The 18,693-nt window shown below is 68.8% G+C and carries 21 protein-coding genes and 2 tRNA genes; 13 read left to right on the forward strand and 10 right to left on the reverse strand.

Going from position 1 to position 18,693, the window contains the following annotated elements; translation table 11 throughout:
- The first annotated feature begins 36 nt into the window (after positions 1-36).
- The 3 genes from ABD732_RS01345 (at position 37) to ABD732_RS01355 (ending at position 2,511) form a co-directional block, all read left to right on the forward strand.
- Complete coding sequence (locus ABD732_RS01345) at positions 37-483, forward strand: hypothetical protein (protein ID WP_344779799.1); 447 nt, start codon at positions 37-39, stop codon at positions 481-483.
- Positions 484-536: 53 nt separating this feature from the next.
- Positions 537-1,253: a cutinase family protein gene (locus ABD732_RS01350; protein ID WP_344779800.1), complete on the forward strand. Its 717-nt coding sequence runs from the start codon at positions 537-539 to the stop codon at positions 1,251-1,253.
- A 61-nt stretch (positions 1,254-1,314) separates the two neighbouring features.
- Complete coding sequence (locus ABD732_RS01355) at positions 1,315-2,511, forward strand: alpha/beta hydrolase (protein ID WP_344779802.1); 1,197 nt, start codon at positions 1,315-1,317, stop codon at positions 2,509-2,511.
- On the opposite strand, the gene ABD732_RS01360 is transcribed toward ABD732_RS01355, so the two are convergent.
- Positions 2,508-4,058: a carboxylesterase/lipase family protein gene (locus ABD732_RS01360; RefSeq protein WP_344779804.1), complete on the reverse strand. Its 1,551-nt coding sequence runs from the start codon at positions 4,056-4,058 to the stop codon at positions 2,508-2,510. The two genes, ABD732_RS01355 and ABD732_RS01360, sit on opposite strands and share 4 nt — an antisense overlap.
- Positions 4,059-4,201: 143 nt before the next feature.
- Here ABD732_RS01360 and ABD732_RS01365 point away from each other — a divergent pair, with 143 nt between their 5' ends.
- Entirely contained in the window at positions 4,202-4,906 is a 705-nt protein-coding gene (locus ABD732_RS01365) for a cutinase family protein (protein WP_344779806.1), read from the forward strand.
- Positions 4,907-4,918: 12 nt separating this feature from the next.
- Here ABD732_RS01365 and ABD732_RS01370 read toward each other — a convergent pair whose 3' ends face one another.
- Entirely contained in the window at positions 4,919-5,377 is a 459-nt protein-coding gene (locus tag ABD732_RS01370) for a hypothetical protein (protein ID WP_344779808.1), read from the reverse strand.
- The gene (locus ABD732_RS01375; RefSeq protein ID WP_344780340.1) at positions 5,374-5,979 is read right to left on the reverse strand and encodes an RNA polymerase sigma factor; all 606 of its coding nucleotides are present in this window, start codon (positions 5,977-5,979) and stop codon (positions 5,374-5,376) included. Before ABD732_RS01375 ends, ABD732_RS01370 begins: the two co-directional genes overlap by 4 nt.
- 130 nt (positions 5,980-6,109) lie before the next feature.
- On the opposite strand from ABD732_RS01375, the gene ABD732_RS01380 reads away from it, so the two are divergent.
- The 9 genes from ABD732_RS01380 to ABD732_RS01420 all read left to right on the forward strand — a co-directional run bounded on the left by ABD732_RS01380 (position 6,110) and on the right by ABD732_RS01420 (position 10,473).
- Entirely contained in the window at positions 6,110-6,604 is a 495-nt protein-coding gene (locus ABD732_RS01380; RefSeq protein WP_344779809.1) for an Asp23/Gls24 family envelope stress response protein, read from the forward strand.
- A complete protein-coding gene (locus tag ABD732_RS01385) occupies positions 6,604-6,957 on the forward strand; it encodes an Asp23/Gls24 family envelope stress response protein (protein WP_344779811.1) in 354 nt (117 codons plus the stop codon). Before ABD732_RS01380 ends, ABD732_RS01385 begins: the two co-directional genes overlap by 1 nt.
- On the forward strand, positions 6,954-7,133 hold the full coding sequence (locus ABD732_RS01390; protein ID WP_344779813.1) for a DUF2273 domain-containing protein: 180 nt from the start codon (positions 6,954-6,956) through the stop codon (positions 7,131-7,133). Before ABD732_RS01385 ends, ABD732_RS01390 begins: the two co-directional genes overlap by 4 nt.
- The gene (locus ABD732_RS01395) at positions 7,126-7,602 is read left to right on the forward strand and encodes an Asp23/Gls24 family envelope stress response protein (protein WP_344779815.1); all 477 of its coding nucleotides are present in this window, start codon (positions 7,126-7,128) and stop codon (positions 7,600-7,602) included. The genes ABD732_RS01390 and ABD732_RS01395 overlap by 8 nt, the downstream gene beginning before the upstream one ends.
- Positions 7,599-8,189, forward strand: coding sequence for an Asp23/Gls24 family envelope stress response protein (locus tag ABD732_RS01400; RefSeq protein ID WP_344779817.1), 591 nt, complete (start codon positions 7,599-7,601; stop codon positions 8,187-8,189). Before ABD732_RS01395 ends, ABD732_RS01400 begins: the two co-directional genes overlap by 4 nt.
- Positions 8,186-8,743 carry a hypothetical protein gene (locus ABD732_RS01405; protein ID WP_344779819.1) on the forward strand — a complete coding sequence of 186 codons (558 nt, stop codon included), beginning with the start codon at positions 8,186-8,188 and terminating at the stop codon, positions 8,741-8,743. Before ABD732_RS01400 ends, ABD732_RS01405 begins: the two co-directional genes overlap by 4 nt.
- A gap of 102 nt (positions 8,744-8,845) precedes the next feature.
- The gene (locus ABD732_RS18735; RefSeq protein ID WP_425552957.1) at positions 8,846-8,974 is read left to right on the forward strand and encodes a hypothetical protein; all 129 of its coding nucleotides are present in this window, start codon (positions 8,846-8,848) and stop codon (positions 8,972-8,974) included.
- A gap of 157 nt (positions 8,975-9,131) precedes the next feature.
- Positions 9,132-9,794 (forward strand): hypothetical protein, encoded by a 663-nt coding sequence (locus ABD732_RS01415; protein WP_344779821.1) that lies wholly within the window; start codon positions 9,132-9,134, stop codon positions 9,792-9,794.
- A 157-nt stretch (positions 9,795-9,951) separates the two neighbouring features.
- On the forward strand, positions 9,952-10,473 hold the full coding sequence (locus tag ABD732_RS01420) for a hypothetical protein (protein ID WP_344779823.1): 522 nt from the start codon (positions 9,952-9,954) through the stop codon (positions 10,471-10,473).
- Between the two features lie 119 nt (positions 10,474-10,592).
- Here the strand turns inward: ABD732_RS01420 and ABD732_RS01425 are convergent.
- The 7 genes from ABD732_RS01425 to recF form a co-directional block, all read right to left on the reverse strand.
- A tRNA-Ala gene (locus ABD732_RS01425) sits at positions 10,593-10,665 on the reverse strand.
- Positions 10,666-10,691: 26 nt separating this feature from the next.
- Positions 10,692-10,768: transfer RNA gene (locus ABD732_RS01430), tRNA-Ile, on the reverse strand.
- Positions 10,769-10,841: 73 nt separating this feature from the next.
- Positions 10,842-11,369, reverse strand: coding sequence for a DUF3566 domain-containing protein (locus tag ABD732_RS01435; RefSeq protein WP_344779825.1), 528 nt, complete (start codon positions 11,367-11,369; stop codon positions 10,842-10,844).
- Between the two features lie 724 nt (positions 11,370-12,093).
- Complete coding sequence (gene gyrA, locus ABD732_RS01440; protein ID WP_344779827.1) at positions 12,094-14,598, reverse strand: DNA gyrase subunit A; 2,505 nt, start codon at positions 14,596-14,598, stop codon at positions 12,094-12,096.
- A gap of 69 nt (positions 14,599-14,667) precedes the next feature.
- Positions 14,668-16,716, reverse strand: coding sequence for a DNA topoisomerase (ATP-hydrolyzing) subunit B (gyrB, locus tag ABD732_RS01445; RefSeq protein WP_344779829.1), 2,049 nt, complete (start codon positions 16,714-16,716; stop codon positions 14,668-14,670).
- Between the two features lie 190 nt (positions 16,717-16,906).
- Positions 16,907-17,452 (reverse strand): DUF721 family protein, encoded by a 546-nt coding sequence (locus ABD732_RS01450; RefSeq protein WP_344779831.1) that lies wholly within the window; start codon positions 17,450-17,452, stop codon positions 16,907-16,909.
- On the reverse strand, positions 17,449-18,684 hold the full coding sequence (recF, locus tag ABD732_RS01455; RefSeq protein WP_344779833.1) for a DNA replication/repair protein RecF: 1,236 nt from the start codon (positions 18,682-18,684) through the stop codon (positions 17,449-17,451). Before recF ends, ABD732_RS01450 begins: the two co-directional genes overlap by 4 nt.
- Positions 18,685-18,693 lie beyond the last annotated feature (9 nt).

Here is an 18,693-nt window from a genome sequence, read left to right on the forward strand (position 1 = left end):
GCGGCGGCCCCGCTACCGCCCCTCGCCTACTCCGCGGTGCCGGAAGCATCGGAAACCACCACCGTGATCGGCGGAGTCGGATCACCTGCCGACCAGAAGGCGACCGTCGGCTCGCCCGACCAGAAGACCACGAACTACGCCGCAGACCGGGCCGGTGAATCGGCCACCACGACCCCCGGTTCCGGCGGAAAGACAGATCCGGTGACACGTCCCCCGGCGCGCAAGGCCTCCCCGTCGTCCAGTCCCTCCACCGCAGGGCCGTCGCTGAGCGTGGTGGCGATCGTCGGTTTCGTTCTTTCCGGAATCGGCTTCTTCCTGATCACGGTGCCGTTCGGGCTGTGGCTGGGCTACCGGGGCCGCGAAGAGACCACCCACGGCAAGCGCGCCGGATTCTGGTTCGCCAAGTGGGCCATCTATCTCGGGTGGCTCTGGGTGGTCTTCTGGGCGCTGGCGCTGATCGCCTATCTGTGGATTCTGTTGTAACCCGCCCGGACCGGAGCTGCTGAACCGGGACTTAAGTCCCGTACGATACGGGCATGTTCAAGCGGATCCTGCTGATTCTGGTCGCGGCTGTCACTGCCATCACCGGGGCGGTCGCCGTCTCGTCGGCGCCGGCCGCCGCCGCTCCGGGCTGCCCGAGTACCGAGGTGGTCTTCGCCCGCGGCACCGCGGAAGCGGGCGCCCCGCTTGGTGTCACCGGGCTCTCGTTCTCCGAGGCCCTCAAGAACCGGCTCCCGGGCAAGACCGTGCGCACCACCGCGGTCAACTACCCCGCCAGCAGCAACTTCTCCGACCGCACCGCGTTCGTCCGCAACGTGGTCCGCGGCATCGACAACGCGCAGGCGAAGATCGAATCGATCGCGCGGCGCTGCCCGAACACCGACATCGTCCTCGGTGGCTATTCGCAGGGCGCGGTGGTCGCGGGGTACGCCGTCGCCGACCGCATCGACATCCCGGCCCGATACGCGCAGTACCGCTCACAGGCCCCGACTCCGATGCCGGCTTCGGTGGCCGAACACGTCTCGGCCGTCGTCCTGTTCGCGCCTCCGTCGAACCGGTGGATCCGCGACGTCGGGGCTCCCCCGATGCGCGTCGGCGCCGCCTACCGCGCCAAGACCGTCAGCTACTGCATTCCCGGTGACACCGTCTGCGACGGCGCCCCGGTCGGCCAGCCCAACGCGCTGCACGTCCTGTACTCGGTGAACGGCATGACGATCCAGGGCGCCGATTTCGCCGCCCGCCGCATTCGCTGACCCGCTACCGATCGGGTGTTAGACATACCCGGTTCGCCGGTTCTGACATAGGCTTGCTGCCATGGTGATGGCAGATAGAGAAGGCGTGCGCACCGCGTCGCGCCCGGTGACGGCGCTCGCGATGGTCGGCCTGGCCGAGACGATGCTCAACGGACTGGCCCGGGTACCGTTCCACAACCCGCTCCGGGGTCCGGCGGGTTTCCTGGACAACCTGGGCCAAGCGGTCACCCGGCAGACCATCCGGTCGTTCCTCGGTTACTCGGTGAGTCTGCCGATCGAAGAGTTCCGCTCCGTGGAGAAGATCCTCGACAACCTGTGCGGCGCGGTACTGCCGCCGGTGGTCGGCCTGATGGGCGGCGTCGAGATCGAGGCGGACGTGGTCGGTGGCCAGGAGGGCCTGTGGTGCCGGGAGAAGCCGGAGAAGGTCGCGAGCGACAAGGAACCCAAGGCGCACAACGCGACCATCCTCTACCTGCACGGCGGCGGCTACTTCGGCACGACGCCGAACATGTACACCATGTTCGCGGCCGCACTGGTGCGGCTCTCCGGCTGCCAGATCTTCATCCCGGACTACCGGATGTCGCCGGAGTTCCCGTTCCCGGCCGCGCTGCACGACGCGGCCGACGCCTACCAGGGCCTGCTGGACCGCGGCATCTCCGAAGAGAACCTCATCGTCGCCGGTGACTCCGGTGGCGGTGGTCTGGCCACCTCGCTGGTGGTCTACCTGCAGGAGCAGAGGATTCCCAAGCCGGCCGGGCTGGCGCTGTTCTCGCCCGAGGTGGATCTGGACCTGGACCAGGATTCAGTGATGGACAACGCGCGCCTCGACGTGCTGCCGTGGAACATCCCGGTGACCTCGTACCTGCGCGGTATCCAGCCCAATGACGGCCGCGTCTCGGTGGTGTACTCCAAGCCCGATCCGGAATGGTTCCCGCCGACGTTCGTCTGCTGGGGAGACGAGGAGATGTTCCGGGACGGCATCCGCGAGTTCGCCGCACGGCTGGACGAGGGTGGCGTGCGCCTGCGGGCCATGGAAGAACCCGGCATGTTCCACGTCTTCCCGATCCTGATGCCCTGGGCGGAGTCGTCCAAGCGGGTGTTCCGCGCCATCGCCGAGCTGGCCAAGGGCGGCGGCTACGCCCCCGTCGATTCGGCGGTGGACCCGGCCGAGGACTTCCCCACCGAGAGCAACGCAGCCGAGAGCAACGAGACCGAGGGCGAGCCGGTCGGCGACGCCTCGGTCTCCCGGTCCTCCTAGCCCTCCCGGCGCCGGCCGTCGGCCGCATTCGCGAGATCTCGTTCCTGGGCCCGGGCGACCAGCTCGACCCCGGCACGCGGTTCGGGGCCGAAGACCGGACCATCGTCGAGGGTGAAGTTCATCAGGTCGTACTCGTCCGGGACGATCTGCGGCCATGCGGGGAGTCCCGTGCCGTTCGGGTCGCCGTGGGTGACGAAGTTGACTACGTAGGCGTGGAAGGCCGCGGCGGTCGCCCGGTCCTCGTCGGCGATCTGGTCGGGGTAGGTCGACTCCAGCGTCTGGAACAGGAACGGGAGCTCGCCCGAGTGCCCCTGCTCCAGACTGTCCGGGCGGCGGCACTGCGCAGTGTAGGTGAAGCGGTACAGCCATGCCGGCTGTCCCTGCTTCTTCATCGTGGAGGCCACGAAGTGCGCCGGTTCGTGCATGGTCATGTCGGTGCTGACCGCGACTAGGGTCTTCACGTGGTCGAGCGGACTGCGGCCCGCCGAGTCGTGGTACGCCGCCTTCGCCTGCTGCTGGTCGTCGAACCATTTCAGCGGGCGGATCTTGCTCGGCGGGAAGTGCAGGGGCAGGTCGAAGGCGGTCGAGCCGATCATGATCGGGATCTGCTTGGCCGCGCCGGACAGGAAGTGTTCGTAGGGCTCGCCGACGACGAGGTCCCCGTCGACGATCGGCACGCCCGCCACAGAGCCACCGAGCAGCTTCTTCGCGCCGAGGATGCCGACGTTGTCCCGGCCCGCGACGGTGGCCGGGGCCAGCTCGCGCAGCTTGGCCAGATCGTCGGTTCCGTCGCCGAAGACACCGCGTTTCACGGCGAACCGCTTGTCCATTCCCGCGGCGGAGGCGTTGCCCACCGAACCGTCGGTCATCGGGCGGTCCAGGAGTGCACGCCGACCGCCGCCGGACATGGCGATCACTCGGTGAAAGAGGTCCCCGACCACCGGCGACGTCATCAGGTGCAGCGCCGATTCCCCGCCGGCGGACTGGCCTACCAGGGTGACCCGGCGGGGGTCTCCGCCGAAGGCCGCGACGTTGTCGCGCACCCACTCCAGGGCCTGGATCTGGTCCATGTAGCCGAAGTTGCCGACCGGCCCCTCCTTCGCTGCGGTGAGGGCCGGGTGGGCGAAGAAGCCGAAGCGGCCGAGACGGTAGTTGAGGGTGACGACGACGATGCCGTCCGCGGCGAAGGACGATCCGTCGTAGACCGGTGACGATGTCCCGCCTCCCACGTAGCCGCCGCCGTGGATCCAGACCATCACCGGGAGCGCGTCGTGCTCGGTCGCGTCCTGCGGCTTCCACACGTTCAGGTACAGGCAGTCTTCCGAGGGTGTCGTCCGCAGCGTCTCGAAGTCGCCGGGGGCCTGGGTGCAATCGGGGCCGAACTCGGTGGCGTCCCGGGTCCCCTCCCACGGGATCACCGGCTGCGGTGCGCGCCAGCGAAGCGGCCCGCACGGCGGCTGCGCGTAGGGAATGCCCTTGAACGAGGCCACGCCGCCGTCGACGCTCCCCCGCAAGGCACCGGCGGCGATCGTGATGGTGGGGTTCATCGGGTTCCTCCTGTGGATGGCGGCGGGCATCACTGTGTGTGCTGACCGGGTAGACCTCACCAGGGTATCTAACGCATGTTAGTTATAGGGCGCTTCCGCCTCTAGCCCGGCAATTCGCCCGGGCGCTCGCTACCATGCTGTGCATGGCGAAACGGTTGCTGGTGGTACTCGTATCGGTCGGCATTTTCCTGGGGCTGGCGGTGCCGATCGGCACCGGTACCGCGGCGGCCGCCGATTGCGCCGACGTGCACCTGCTCTTCGCCCGCGGCACCGCGGAGGCGGGAGCCCCGGTCGGCACCACCGGCCGGGCGATGCACCGGTCTCTGCAGTCCCGGTTCCCGGGCAAGGACGTGCGCGTCTCCCCGGTGCGATACCAGGCCAGCGACGACTTCCAGAAGGGCACCGTCTTCTTGCGCAGCGTCGCCGCCGGCGTGCGCAGCGCCCAGAATCAGTTGCGGTACCTGGCCCAGACATGCCCGCGGACGCGCCTGGTGCTCGGCGGCTTCTCCCAGGGCGGAGTAGTCGCGACCTACGCCGTCAGCGATCAGATCGCCGGACCGGCGCTCGTACTGGCCGACGTGCCCACCCCGCTGCCCGCCTCGGTGGCCCGCCACGTGGCCGGGGTGGTGACCTTCGGCGCCCCCGCCGACCGCTGGTTCCGTGAGGTCGGCGTCCCGCCGATGCGCGTGAGTGCGCTGTACCGGCACAAGACCCGCGACTACTGCATCTCCGGCGACAACATCTGCGACGGCGGGCCGGTCGACCGACCCAACACCGTCCACGGCCGCTACGCCGTCAACGGCATGACCGCCGCGGCCGCGAACTTCGTCGGCCGCAACATCCGCTGACCGGCGGGCGGCTCAGGTCAGCCATTCCCGCGTGTAGACGTCCTGCCAGCGCACATGAATGTGCCCGCGGGCCTGCTCGGTGGCGTCGGCGCCCAGTGTCTGCGCCAGGATCTGCGCCACATGATCGCGGACCAGGCCGGCGCTGTGCGGCAAGTCGTCGCGGTATCGGGCGATCAGCCCGATCGACACGCCGGTCAGTTCGGCGTCGTCACCGACGAGTTCCACGTGCACCACGAGGCGGCCCACGCTCGTTCGCACCACGGTTGCGAGCAGCTTCTTGAGCACGCGGTCGTTCACCCGCACCAGCGGGTCGTCGGTGGCCAGGTCACGTCCCGGGCGGCGCAGCCGCGGCAGGCTGTCGCCGAGATTCGCGATCAGCCGGGCGATGTCGCCGGACGGCTCGTCCAGCTGCCGGCTGGCTTGCACCAGCCAGGCGTCAGTGGCGTCCCCGCCGTACGCTTCTGAACTCATTCCCGCCTCCTTTCGCCGCTGATCCCGACTTCTTCCGGTGCTGCCGGACCACCTGCCCCCGGTCTCCACGGTGCCAGCCGGGTGGTGAGGAAAGCACGGCTTCGCTGCAAGTGGCCGCGGACCGAGCCGTTGCTGATCCCGAGCACCCCGCTGATCTCCGCCAGCGACAGGCCCTCCACCTCGCGCAGCCACCACACCGCCCGGGAGGTCGGCGGCAACTGCGTCAGTTCGGCACGCAGGGCCACCACGAGTTCGGCGCGCTCGGCCTGATCACTGGGCAGCGGCTCGGCGGAGGCCAGCGACTCGAAGTCCTGCCCGTCGGTCGGATAGTCGCGGTGGCGCCGGTAATGGTCAACCACCTTCCGGTGCGCGATGCCCAGAATCCAAGTGCGCACCCGACTGCGGAAGGCGAAGTCCGGCAGCCCGCGCCACACCGCCAGCAGCGTCTCCTGGGCGATGTCCTCGGCCACCTGCGCGTCGTCGACCATGCGGCGGACGAAGCGCAGCAGGATCGGGGCCGTGCGACTGATCAGCTGATCGAAGGCCTCCGGGTCGCCGGCGGCAGCAGCGGCCGCCAGCTCCTCGTCGGAGAAGCCGTTCATCTCGAAGTCGCCCCCGGCGGACCGGCTGTGATTCAGATCATTCACAAGAACGCGTGCAACTTTCTGTGGTCGTGCGACTGACTCTATACACGGCCCCGAATCCGACGGGGTTTCGCCGAAAGGAATCACCATGAGTGAACCGACCGTCACCGAGCCGAGCACCGTCGAGTCCTCCGGCGGCGAGAAGCGCAGCCGCGGCAAGGACGTGGAGCTGTCCCGCAACTCGACCACCTCGCTCAACGGCACGCACGGCACCACGTCCATCGCCGACGTGGTGGTCGCCAAGATCGCCGGCATCGCGACCCGCGAGATCGACGGCGTGCACGACTTGGGCGCCACCGGCGAACGGGCGGTCGGCAAGGTGCGCGACGTGCTCCCCGGGGCCACCACCAGCGTCACCCAGGGCATCGACGTGGAGGTCGGCGAGCGGCAGGCCGCCGTCGACGTGGCCATCGTCGCCGAGTTCGGCGTGGCCATCCACCAGCTGGCCGGCGCCATCCGCCGCAACGTGATCAACGCGATCGAGCAGATGACCGGCCTGGAGGTGACCGAGGTGAACGTGACCGTCCACGACATCCACTTCGCCGATGACGACCAGGACTCCGGCGAGCAGAGGGTGCAGTGATGACGATTGACACTTCCGGCACCGCGGCCGAGGCCGCCGAGCCGCTGGCCGCACAGATCGCCCGGGCCGTCCTCGCGGTTCCCGGGGTGGTGGATCTCGACGGCGGAATGTTCGGTGAGGTGGCGACGTACCTGCCCGGCGAGCGTGTCGCCGGTGTGCAGCTGTCCGACACCGAGGGGTCCGTGCATATCGTCGTCGACCTGGCCCACGATCTGCGCGAGGTGGCGGCCGCGGCCGGTGCCGTCGCGAGCGAGCTCAGCGGCGTCCCGATCGCGGTGACCGTCGAAGACGTCACTCCAGCGAGACCGCAACCGCAGCCCGAGACGGCCGGCAGCGAAGGAGACGGCGAATGAACACCGCAGCAATCGGATTGATCGGCGGGCTGCTCCTGGCTCTGGCGGCGATCACCGGCGGTCTGGGCGGCCTGGTGCTGGCCCTGGTCCTCGGCGCCGTCGGCCTGGTGGCCGGCCTGCACATCGACGGCACCATCGATCTGCGCGCGGTGGCGCGCAGCCGGAACCGTGGCTGACACGGCGACGGCGACGCTCGGACCCGAACAGTCCCGCGGCCGGCTCACGATGGCCGACGTGGTCCTGGAGAAGGTGGCGCTGCGCGCCGCACTCGACGTGGACGGGGTGGTCCGGCACTCGGGCTCGCTCGCCGGCCGGGTCGGCGCGATGGTCAGCCGGGACACCACCGCCGGCACCGACTATCCGCGGGCGCGGGTGGACAGTCTCGCTGGCACCGCGCACGTCGTCGACGTGACCGTGGCCGTGCCCTGGCCGTCACCGGTGACCCGGATCTGCGGCCAGGTGCGCACGCACGTGGCCGACGAGCTCGACCGGCTCACCGGCGGCCGCCCTGTTCGGGTGAACGTCACCGTCGCCGCTCTGGTGCCCGGTGCCGCCGTGCGGAACCGGCGCGACGGCCTGATCGAACTGCCCGCCGCGGACGACGAACCCGTCGCCGCACCGCTCCCGAAGGAGGAACCGGCATGAGCGTGGATGTGTCCGCGACGCGCGATCGGGCCGACCGCCCCGTCCGCGACATCGCCGAGACGACGGTGCCCTCCCCCACCGCGTTCCCCGGAGCGGCTGTAGCCGGCGGCCTGTTCGGACTGGCACTGCTCGTGCTGGCCGGGATCCTGGTGCGGGACGTGCTGGCCGGCACCGGCGCGATCTCCGGGGATACCTGGACCAACCGCGCGGCCGATGGTCTCGGGACGGCGACCTGGCAGAACTGGATGTGGGTGATCCCCGCGGTGTGCGCCGTGGTCGGCCTGGCCGCGCTGTGGCTGGCCCTGAAGCCTCGCCGCAGAACCCATGTGAACCTGGAGGCCTACCCCGTGGTGTGGACCCGCCGAGCCGATCTCGCACGCCGCTGCAGCAGCGCCGTCGCCGAGCTTCCGGGAGTGCGCGACGTGACCACGGTGGCGGGCCGGCGGCGGACCCGGGTGACCGTGATCGCCGACGCACCCGTGGACCGCGAGCAGGCGTCCGAGGTGGCGACCTCGGCCGTCGCCGCCGCCGGGCCGCCGCGGGTGACGGTGAAGATCCGCTCCGCCCGCAAGGAGGCTCTCCGATGAACCACGGCTCCGCTGCTCTGCACCGAGTCTCGGTGGGCCTGTTCGGTCTGCTGTGCCTGGCCCTGGCGGCCGCGGTGGCGGCGTTCCGCTTCACCGTCGACCCGGTCAGCGACTGGATCAGCCGGCTCGACACCGCAGCCATCAGCGACACCGTGGCACAGACCTGGTTCGCGGCGGTGCTCGCCGCGGTCGCGCTGGTCGCCGCGTACTGGGGCTGGCGGCTGATCCGGACCACCATCGCGCCGCGGCGCCCCGAGCAGCCGCTGTCGATCGCCGGGAGCGGCCCGGAGGGGACGATGAGCATCCCCCTGCAGCAGGTGGCCCAGGCGGTGCAGGAGCAGCTGTCGACGCAGACCATGTTCCGCAAGGTGGCCGCACAGGCCCTCGACGACCGGGATCGGCGGATCATCCGGATCACCGTCGACTCCCGGCCGGACCGAACCTACGACCAGATCGTGGCGGCTCTGGAGCCCGCGATCGACGACCTCCGGACCGCGTTCGACGGTTCGGATGTGCACGTGCAGGTGATGGTTCACCTGGACGCGCGGGAATGACCACATCACAACAACAGAAGGAGGCAGCACATGTCGATGGACGACAAGTTCAGCAACAAGGCCGAAGAGCTCAAGGGCAAGGCCTAGGAGGCCGGCGGCTCGGTGACCGGCGACGACGAGCTGAAGAACGAGGGCAAGGCCGATCAGGCTTCGTCCGCCGTGAAGAAGGGCGTCGAGGATCTCAAGGACGCCGCCGCCGGCCTGAAGGACAAGCTGACCGGCGACAAGTGAGTCCGGCAGCATTGCCCTGACCTCCGGGTCCGGTAACGAAGTGCCGTGTCACCGCGCTGCGGTGGCACGGCATTTTCGGGCTATGGTGTGGCCATCGAAGACGGCACCGGGGGTGCGGTGGGCTCACCGACTCCGGTCGAGGAAAGCGGCGAGTCACATGAACGGGGACGGCGTGCTCCGGCACGGCAGGCGCGTGGCGAGCGGCGTGGGCGCCATCGTCTTGGTGGCGGTGATCCTGTGGATCGACATATCCACCGACCTGTGGAACGAGTGGGTGATCCTCGCCGGACTCGCCGCCGGTCTGGTGACCTTCATCCTCACCGTGCTGGTGCTGGACAAGGTGATCGCCCGCTCCACCGCGCGGCGGTGGGCGCCGGTGACTCGGCTTGCCCTCACCGAGTTCCTGCACGCGATCGCCGACGAGGAACGCAGCGAGATCTCCCGCGGCGAGATCGTGCCGCGCACCCTGCCCGAGATCGGCGCGCGAGTCGATGATCGCCTCCCGGCGATTCATGCGCTGCGCGAGCAGGTGGTCGACGAACGTGCCCGCCTGGCCGACGTCCTCAGCCGGTGGACCCAGTTCCTGGCCTCCAGCGGGGACAACGAAGCCACCCTGATCCACGTCGCCGACATCGCCCTGCGACTGGACCTGGTCCGCGACGCCGCCCTCGAAGCCGAGCACCGTCCCGGTGCCGGCACCCTGGCCGATCTGAACCAGACGGTCCGCGACTGCAATGCCGCCCTGGCCGCACTGGAATCCGAACTGCGGACCCGGCTGGTCGCCGACACCGCTGCCCGCCGCGCCGCCGCGGCGGCCTGACGACCGGCCACGCCCACCCGCCCGGGCGCGGCGGATCAGCCTCTGCTCCTCCACCGATCGACGCACACCGCGTACATCCCACGATGTAGCGCTGAACTGCAAAGATGCGACGCGCGGCCGATGTGCCGACCCCTGCCTGCTTCATACCGTTGAAGACATGAACATCAACTACGCAACCCGCACCCTCGTCCTCGCCGTCACCGCGTCCGCCACCGCCGTGGCGCTGACCGCATGCAGCGATCCGTCCGCCCCGAGACACATCGAAGTCAAGACCGCCGACACCGGTATCACGGCGAAGGCCGACCACATCGCACCTTCGTGGCTGCCCGATGACGCCCGCGACGTCACCGTGAAGCGGCGTACCACCGGCAACGAGCGCATCCTCGTCGCCTCGTACACCGGCCGCCTCAACCCACCCGGCTGCTTCACCATCGCCGAGCCGGGGCAGCCGAACGCCCAGGAACTGAACCGCGCGTACACCGCTGACCATCTGACGAAGGAGGCGTCCACCGCCGACTTCACCACCCGCCCGTCACTGTCGGCGAGCTGGTGGCCCGACGGACAGGAGAAGAAGACCCGGCTGATGTGCGATCGCTGGTGGGTCACCGTCGACGGCGGCAAGATCTACGCCTTCTCCCCGGAGATGAAGATGATCGCCGAGAACCCGAACGCGAACTGACGGCGGTCGAATTCTTCGCATGGGTGAGCTCATCGGTCCGTTGTGAATCTGTTGTCACGGGATGAGAAGGGCCCTTTCCGGCTTTCGCCGAGAAAGGGCCTGACCTGCTGTGTTGTTTGTGGAGCCTAGGAGATTCGAACTCCTGACATCCGCCTTGCAAAGGCGGCGCTCTACCAACTGAGCTAAGGCCCCGAACCGGCGGAACCGGAGGGATACGGTGGTGGGCCTAGGAGGACTTGAACCTCCGACCTCTTCGTTATCAGCGAAGCGCTCTAACCGCCTGAGCTATAGGCCCGTGAACCGAGATGGAACATTACCCGACAGGCCGGCCGTGAGACAAAATGGCTGGTCAGAGGGATGAATCCGGATCAGTCCAAGTCCGCGAGCGTCACCTCGAAGCCGCCCACGACATCCGCGCACACGTTGTAGATGTACGCCAGGATCGTGGCCAGCGCGGTGAGCACGATCGCACCGAAGATCCCGAACAGGGCCGAGAACCCGAAGACCTGACCGGCGCTGATCAGATCGGAGCCGGCATCGGTGCCGTCGGCGCTCACGATCGTCTCGAAAGAACTGTTGATCTGATCCCAGATTCCCATGCCCGACAGGACCGCGTAGAGCACCGCGATCGCGATCATCCAGATCAGGAATCCGGCTACCGACAGGATTCCGGTGACCTTGAAGATCGACCACGGATCGACGCGCCGCACCTGCACAGCCGCGCGGAGCGGCGTACCGATGCTCGACGACGCCGGGATGCGGCGCACCGCAGCCCGATCGGCCGCCTCCGAACCGGGGCCGGTCCGATGAATGGCATCCAGATCAGGACGCTGATCGGGACGTCCACCGGCGGGCTTGGGTGCGGCACCGGCCGCAGCTGCTGCCGCCGCGGCCACCTGCCCCGGAGCCGAGGGGCCCGTAGGAGCAGCGGGAGCCGGCTTGCCGCCCGGACCGGGGCCCTGAGTTGCCGGGCCTTGGGGCGCCGACCCCTTCTGCGGACCACCCTGCGGGTCGCCAGACTTCGGTCCGGCCTGCTGGGGCCCCGCCTGCTGGGGAGCTGATTGAGGACCACTGGACTGGGGGCCGGTCGGCGGACCGCCGGACGGAGGCTGAGGTCCGCCGGACGGACGCCCACCCGACTGCGGACCACCCGACTGCGGACCACCCGACTGCGGACCACCCGACTGCGGGCCCGGACCCTGGGGACCAGTCGGCGGGGATGCGGGCTCCTTCGGGGCCGGCCCCTGGGGCGCCGAACCCTTGGGCGTCGGAGCAGGGCCCTGAGGTGCCGGGCCGTTGGAGCTGCTCTGCGGGCCCGGTCCGGAGCCACCGGGTCGCGGCCCCGTGCCCTGACCGGACGCCTCCGGAGAGATCGCGGGGACCGCCCGGGTAGGTGCACCCGACGGGGCACCCTTCCCGGTCGGTGCGTCACCGGTGATCGCCCCAGCCGCCTTGGCCACGTCGCCTGCCGTCAGCCCCGTAGCGGCGGTGGTCTCACCGCGCTGCCACGGAGTCGGAACCTTGCCACGCTCGGATCCGGAGTCCTCGGGCTCGTTGGCTTTGGTCACTGAAGAGTCCTCCCTGATGGGTTCCAGACAACCCTAATCGCTAGCGTGGCGATTACGTGGTTTCCTGCTCCGCGTCGTCGGGCTCGTCCGCATTGCGAGCGATCGCCAGCAGATGATCACCGTCGGCCAGATTCATCAGGCGCACACCCTTGGTCTGGCGACCGGCCTTGCGCACCTGCTTGGCCAGCGTGCGGATCACGCCACCGCTGGAAGTGATCGCGTACACCTCGCTGTCGAGGTCGACGATGATCGCGCCGACGAGTTCGCCGCGCTTGCGGTCGTACTGGATGGTGAGCACGCCCTTGCCGCCGCGGCCCTGGGCCGCGTACTCGGAGATCTCGGTGCGCTTGGCATAGCCGCCCGAGGTCGCCACCAGCAGGAACGTATCGTCGATCACCACGCTCAACGACAGCAGTTCGTCGTCGTCGTTGAACCGCATGCCCTGCACGCCGGAGGTCTGCCGGCCCATCGGGCGCAGCGTCTCGTCGTCGGCGTGGAACCGGATCGACTGGCCCTTCTTGGACACCAGCAGCAGATCGTCGTCGGCGCTGCACAGCTGCGCACCGACCAGCTCGTCGTCGCCACGCAGGTTGATCGCCGCGATTCCGCCGGACCGGTTGGAGTCGAAGGCGTCGAGCGCGGACTTCTTCACCAGACCGTTGCGGGTCGCCAGCACCAGGTACGGGGCGTCGTCGTAGGCGCTGATCCGGATCACCTGCGCGATCCGCTCCTCCGGCTGGAAGGCCAGAAGGTTGGCCACGTGCTGCCCGCGCGCGGTGCGGTTGGCCTCGGGCAGCTCGTAGGCCTTGGCCCGGTAGACGCGGCCCTTGGTGGTGAAGAACAGCAGCCAGTCGTGCGTGCTGGTGACGAAGAAGTGGGCGACGATGTCGTCCTGCTTGAGGCCGGCGCCCTGCACACCCTTGCCGCCGCGGCGCTGGCTGCGGTACAGGTCGGTCTTGGTGCGCTTGGCGTAGCCGGTCTCGGTGATGGTGACGACCACGTCCTCGCGGGCGATGAGGTCCTCGTCGGCGACATCGCCCTCGGCCGCGATGATCTTGGTGCGGCGCTCGTCGCCGTACTTGTCGACGACCTCCCTGAGCTCGTCGCGGACGATCGCGCGCTGCCGTTCCGGACGTTCCAGGATGTCCTTCAGGTCGGCGATCTCGCGCTCGATCTCGGCCAGTTCGTCGATGATCTTCTGGCGTTCCAGGGCCGACAGCCGGCGCAGCTGCATCGCGAGGATCGCGTCGGCCTGGATCTCGTCGATCTCGAGCAGCCCCATCAGGCCGCCGCGCGCCTCCTCGGTGTTCGCCGACCGGCGGATCAGCGCGATCACCTCGTCGAGGGCGTCGAGCGCCTTCACCAGACCGCGCAGGATGTGCGCGCGTTCCTCGGCCTTGCGCAGCCGGTAGCGGGTCCGCCGCACGATCACGTCGATCTGGTGGGCCACGTAGAACCGGATCATCTGATCGAGCCGCAGGGTCCGCGGCACCCCGTCGACGATCGAGAGCATGTTGACGCCGAAGTTGGTCTGCAGCTGGCTGTGCTTGTACAGGTTGTTCAGAACCACCTTGGCAACGGCGTCGCGGCGCAACGTCACCACGACCCGCAGGCCGACGCGGTCCGAGGACTGGTCCTCGATCTTGCTGATGCCCTTGAGCTTGCCGTCGTTCACCTGCTCGGCGATCGAGGCGATCAGGTTGTCCGGGTTCACCTGGTACGGCAGCTCGGTGACCACCAGCGTGGTGGTCCCCTTGTTCTCTTCGATGTCGACGACGCTGCGCATCCGGACGCTGCCGCGGCCGGTGGTGTAGGCATCCTTGATGCCCTGGCCGCCGACGATCAGGCCGGCGGTGGGAAAGTCCGGGCCCTTGACCGCGGCCATGCACGCCTCGAGAGTGGCTTCCTCGTCGGCTTCCGGGTGCTCCAGCGCCCAGAACACCGCGTCGGCGACCTCGTTGAGGTTGTGCGGCGGAATGTTGGTGGCCATACCGACCGCGATGCCGCCCGAGCCGTTGATCAGCAGGTTCGGGATGCGCGACGGCAGCACCGTCGGTTCCTCGGTTTTGCCGTCGTAGTTGGGGACGAAGTCGACGGTCTCCTCGTTGATGTCGCGGAGCATCTCCATCGCCAGCGGCGTGAGCCGGGCCTCGGTGTACCGCATGGCGGCGGCGCCGTCGTTGCCGCGCGAGCCGAAGTTGCCCTGACCGTCGATCAGCGGATAGCGCATCGACCATGGCTGAGCCAGGCGCACCAGGGCGTCGTAGATGGAGCTGTCGCCGTGCGGGTGGTAGTTGCCCATGGTCTCAGAGACCGGGCGCGCGGACTTCACGTAGCCGCGGTCCGGGCGGAAGCCGGCGTCGAAGGAGGCGTACAGCAGACGACGATGCACGGGCTTGAGGCCGTCGCGGACCGCCGGCAGGGCGCGGCCCACGATCACGCTCATCGCATAGTCGATGTAGCTGTTCTGCATCTCCTGCCCGAGATCGACGGGCTCGACGCGGTCGGTGGTGGCACCGCTCGCGTCCGGGGCGGGCACGTTGGGTTCGTCGCTCATGAGATCACTTTCTTGGCGGCAGGATCATCGCGGTGATCCTTGACAGACGTGGGGTGAGAAGGACGGGCGTCAGACGTCGAGGAACCGGACGTCCTTGGCGTTGCGCGCGATGAAGCCGCGGCGGGCGGCGACGTCCTCCCCCATCAGGATGGAGAACAGTTCGTCCGCGGCGGCGGCGTCGTCGAGGGTGACCTTCTTGAGGATGCGGACGTCAGGATCCATGGTGGTCTCCCACAGCTCGCTGGCGTTCATCTCACCCAGACCCTTGTAGCGCTGGATGCCGTCGTCGGGGTTGATCTTCTTGCCGGCTGCACGGCCCACCTCGAGCAGGGCGTCCCGCTCGCGGTCGGTGTAGGCGAACTCCGGCTCGGCACCCTTCTGCCACTTCAGCTTGTACAGCGGCGGCTGCGCCAGATAGACGTGCCCGTGCTCGATCAGCGGGCGCATGAACCGGAACAACAGCGTGAGCAGCAGCGTCGCGATGTGCTGACCGTCGACGTCGGCGTCGGCCATCAGCACGATCTTGTGGTACCGCAGCTTCTCGAGGTCGAACTCGTCGTGGATGCCGGTGCCGAACGCGGTGATGATCGACTGGACCTCGGCGTTCTTCAGCACGCGATCGATGCGCGCCTTCTCGACGTTGATGATCTTTCCGCGGATCGGGAGGATCGCCTGGTACATCGAGTCGCGGCCCGACTTGGCGCTGCCGCCGGCCGAGTCGCCCTCCACGATGTAGACCTCGCACTTGCGGGGGTCGTTGCTGCGGCAGTCGGCGAGCTTGCCGGGCAGGCCGCCGATGTCGGTGGCGGTCTTGCGGCGCACCAGCTCGCGGGCCCGGCGGGCGGCCATGCGGGCCTGCGCCGAGTCGGCGGCCTTGCGGACGATGATCTTGGCCTCGGCCGGGTTGGCCTCGAACCAGTGACCGAGATGCTCGTTGCAGGTGCGCTGCACGAAACCCTTCACCTCGGTGTTGCCCAGCTTGGTCTTGGTCTGGCCCTCGAACTGCGGATCGGCCACCTTCACCGAGATGACGGCGGCCAGACCCTCGCGGATGTCGTCGCCGGTGAGCTTGCCGTCCTTCTCCTTGATGAGCTTCTTGTCCAGGGCGTACTTGTTGACCGTCGAAGTGAGTGCGGCGCGGAAGCCTTCTTCGTGGGTGCCGCCCTCGATGGTGTTGATGGTGTTGGCGAAGGTGTGCACCGACTCGGAGTAACCCGAGTTCCACTGCATGGCGATCTCGACCTCGTGGCCCTCGCCCTTCGCCCCGAAACCGATCACGGTGTTGTGGATCGGGGTCTTGGTGCGGTTGAGGTGACGAATGTAGTCGACCAGGCCGTCCGGGTAGTGGTACGTCCGGGACTTGACCTTGGCGATCGCCGAAGCCTTCTCGTCTTCGGACTTGATGCTGGCGTCGCCCTCTTCACCGTCGATCTCGGCTTCGGCTTCGTTCTCGCTGACGCGCTCGTCAGTGAGGGTGATGGTGAGGCCCTTGTTGAGGAAGGCCATCTCCTGCAACCGGCGCGCGACGGTCTCGGAGTTGAAGACCGTGCTCTCGAAGATCTCCGGGTCCGGCCAGAAGCGCACGGTGGTGCCGGTGCGCTTGCTGTCGCCGAGCTGCTTCAGCGGGCCCGGCTTGGCATAGGTGTAGATCTGTTCCCAGATGCTTCCGTCACGCTGAATCTCCAGGTCGACGCGTGTGGAAAGGGCGTTGACCACGGAGATGCCGACGCCGTGCAGACCACCGGAGACGGCGTAGGAGTCCGAATCGAACTTACCGCCGGCGTGCAGCTGGGTCATGATGACTTCCACGGCCGGCGCACCGGAAGCGTGCATGCCGACCGGCATGCCGCGACCGTCGTCGACCACCTGGAGTCCGCCGTCGGCGAGCAGCGTGACGTCCACGCGGGTGGCGTGGCCGGCCATCGCCTCGTCGACCGAGTTGTCGACGACCTCCCAGATCAGGTGGTGCAGACCGCGCTCTCCGGTGGAGCCGATGTACATGCCCGGGCGTTTGCGGACCGCCTCGAGACCTTCCAGGATGCTGATGGAATCGGCGCCGTACTCACCGGGTGCGGACTTGCGGGGCTTCTTCGACTCGGGATTGCTTTTGTCGGCCACGGGACGGGTCCGCTCCTTCGCGTAGAGAACAGTTACCCACCAGTGTACTTCGAAGTCGATCAGAACCGCGCTTCGCCATGCCCTAAATGGGTCACTGGTCGGCAAATCTGCCCCAACATGGGTCCGATTGTGTCCCGGCGGCGTTCAGGGGCGTCTCGGGCCAATGAGCGAACCCTCCGCCGCGGAGGCATCAGCCGTAGGTGTCGCGGGGCCCGCGCCCGGACACGTGGAGCGGTCCCTTGCGCCACGACGGCGCCGACGGACCGGTGATCCGGAGGCTCTTGACCACCCCGTCGCCGACGCCCGCGGCGATCTTGGCCAGGATCTGCGACTGCATGTATCGCAGCTGGGTGGCCCACGCGGTGGACTCCGCGCTCACGTGCAGGACACCGTCGGTCAGTGCGGTCGGTTCGGCGTGCGCAGAGATGTCGGTACCGACGATTCCCTCCCAGGAGGCGAACACCGTGCCCTCGTTGATCTTCGACGACCAGCCCCGCGCGCGGGCGATGGAACCGGTCAGCCGGCCCAGCGGCTGCGGGTCCCGGCTGTCCGGGCCGGCACCCGACCAGCGGCGGCGTTTGCGGTCGCCGGTCTTGCGGGTGCTCCCGGCCAGCGGGCCGGTCCGGCCGTGACCGACCTGCTTGCCGGCCGCCTTGGCCTCGGCACGGGCCTGCTCCAGAGCTTTGCGCGCCACCTCGTAACCCGGTGTGTGTTCGCTGTCGCCGCCGGTCGTCATGCCTGCCCCGCTCCCTCGCCCTGGTCGGCGTCGTCGCTCTCGGTGCCGCCGGCGATCGATTCCTCACCGATGATCTGTGACCGTCGCTCGCCATCCTCCTCCACCAGTCCGACAGAGATGCGCCGCCCGGCCAGCACCCCGGGAATGTCCTCTCCGACCGCCGCGGTGATCAGGAGCTGTTCGGCCGAGGCGGTGAACTCGGCGAGTTTGGCCCGGCGCGCCGCATCGAGCTCGGCGAAGACGTCGTCGAGCATGATCACCGGCTCCACCCGGTCGGCCCGGAGCAGGTCGACGCACGCCAGACGCAGAGCGAGGGCCATCGACCACGACTCCCCGTGGCTGGCGAACCCCTTGGCCGGCTCGGTGCCCAGGTTCAGCAGCAGATCGTCCCGGTGCGGACCCACCAGGCAGAGGCCCCGGTCGATCTCCTTCGAGCGCACCTCACGAAGCCGCCCGGCCAGCACCTGCCGGATCTCGTCGACGGCCTCCGGACCGCCCTCGCTGGCGTCCACCTCCGGCCCGGCCGCTGACCGGTACTTGATCTCGGCCGGCCGCGAATGCGGAGCGATTGATGAATATGCCTGTGCCACAAGAGGATTGAGATCGCGAACAACGGACAGACGATCGGCGGTCACCTCCGCGCCGAACTGGGCGAGTTGCTCGTCCCAGACGTCGAGGGTGCTCATCACCGAGTCCGCCTCCGTCGACGACCGCCGCATCGCGGCCCCGGCGGTCTTCAGCAACGCCGAGCGCTGACGCAGGACGCGGTCGTAATCGGCGCGCGAGCCGGCCGCGATCGGGCGCAGCTGCACCGTGATCTCGTCCAGGAACCGGCGCCGTTCCCCCGGATCGCCCCGGACCAGCGCGAGATCCTCGGGGGCGAACAGGACCGTCCGCAGAATGCCCAGGATCTCGCGCGTGCGACGGACCGGGGCGGTGTTGACCGTCGCCTTGTTGGCGCCCTGAGCGGCGATCGTCAGTTCCACTGAGAGTTCGCGGCCGTCGTTCTCGACCGTCGACCGGACCCGCGCCGACCGGGCTCCCGTGCGTACCAGGGGTGCATCCGAGGAGACCCGATGCGAGCGCAGCGTGGCCGAGTAGAAGAGCGATTCGAGCAGGTTGGTCTTCCCGAATCCGTTGCGCCCCACAAAGATCGTCGGTTCGGGACGCAAGTCCAACTCCACCTGTTCCCAGGACCGGAAGTCGGTCAGCCCCAGCGTTCGCACGAACACGTCGCTACC

This window comes from Gordonia caeni, from assembly GCF_039537105.1.
GTDB classification, from domain to species: Bacteria; Actinomycetota; Actinomycetes; order Mycobacteriales; family Mycobacteriaceae; genus Gordonia; species Gordonia caeni.

Excerpts from the sequence above, each read along its gene's own strand:
- ABD732_RS01350 (WP_344779800.1), top strand. The coding sequence starts at position 537 with ATGTTCAAGCGGATCCTGCTGATTCTGGTCGCGGCTGTCACTGCCATC.
- ABD732_RS01355 (WP_344779802.1), top strand. The coding sequence starts at position 1,315 with ATGGTGATGGCAGATAGAGAAGGCGTGCGCACCGCGTCGCGCCCGGTG.
- ABD732_RS01360 (WP_344779804.1), bottom strand. The coding sequence starts at position 4,058 with ATGAACCCCACCATCACGATCGCCGCCGGTGCCTTGCGGGGGAGCGTC.
- ABD732_RS01365 (WP_344779806.1), top strand. The coding sequence starts at position 4,202 with ATGGCGAAACGGTTGCTGGTGGTACTCGTATCGGTCGGCATTTTCCTG.
- ABD732_RS01370 (WP_344779808.1), bottom strand. The coding sequence starts at position 5,377 with ATGAGTTCAGAAGCGTACGGCGGGGACGCCACTGACGCCTGGCTGGTG.
- ABD732_RS01375 (WP_344780340.1), bottom strand. The coding sequence starts at position 5,979 with ATGAACGGCTTCTCCGACGAGGAGCTGGCGGCCGCTGCTGCCGCCGGC.
- ABD732_RS01380 (WP_344779809.1), top strand. The coding sequence starts at position 6,110 with ATGAGTGAACCGACCGTCACCGAGCCGAGCACCGTCGAGTCCTCCGGC.
- ABD732_RS01385 (WP_344779811.1), top strand. The coding sequence starts at position 6,604 with ATGACGATTGACACTTCCGGCACCGCGGCCGAGGCCGCCGAGCCGCTG.
- ABD732_RS01390 (WP_344779813.1), top strand. The coding sequence starts at position 6,954 with ATGAACACCGCAGCAATCGGATTGATCGGCGGGCTGCTCCTGGCTCTG.
- ABD732_RS01400 (WP_344779817.1), top strand. The coding sequence starts at position 7,599 with ATGAGCGTGGATGTGTCCGCGACGCGCGATCGGGCCGACCGCCCCGTC.
- ABD732_RS01405 (WP_344779819.1), top strand. The coding sequence starts at position 8,186 with ATGAACCACGGCTCCGCTGCTCTGCACCGAGTCTCGGTGGGCCTGTTC.
- ABD732_RS01415 (WP_344779821.1), top strand. The coding sequence starts at position 9,132 with ATGAACGGGGACGGCGTGCTCCGGCACGGCAGGCGCGTGGCGAGCGGC.
- ABD732_RS01420 (WP_344779823.1), top strand. The coding sequence starts at position 9,952 with ATGAACATCAACTACGCAACCCGCACCCTCGTCCTCGCCGTCACCGCG.
- gyrA (WP_344779827.1), bottom strand. The coding sequence starts at position 14,598 with ATGAGCGACGAACCCAACGTGCCCGCCCCGGACGCGAGCGGTGCCACC.
- ABD732_RS01450 (WP_344779831.1), bottom strand. The coding sequence starts at position 17,452 with ATGACGACCGGCGGCGACAGCGAACACACACCGGGTTACGAGGTGGCG.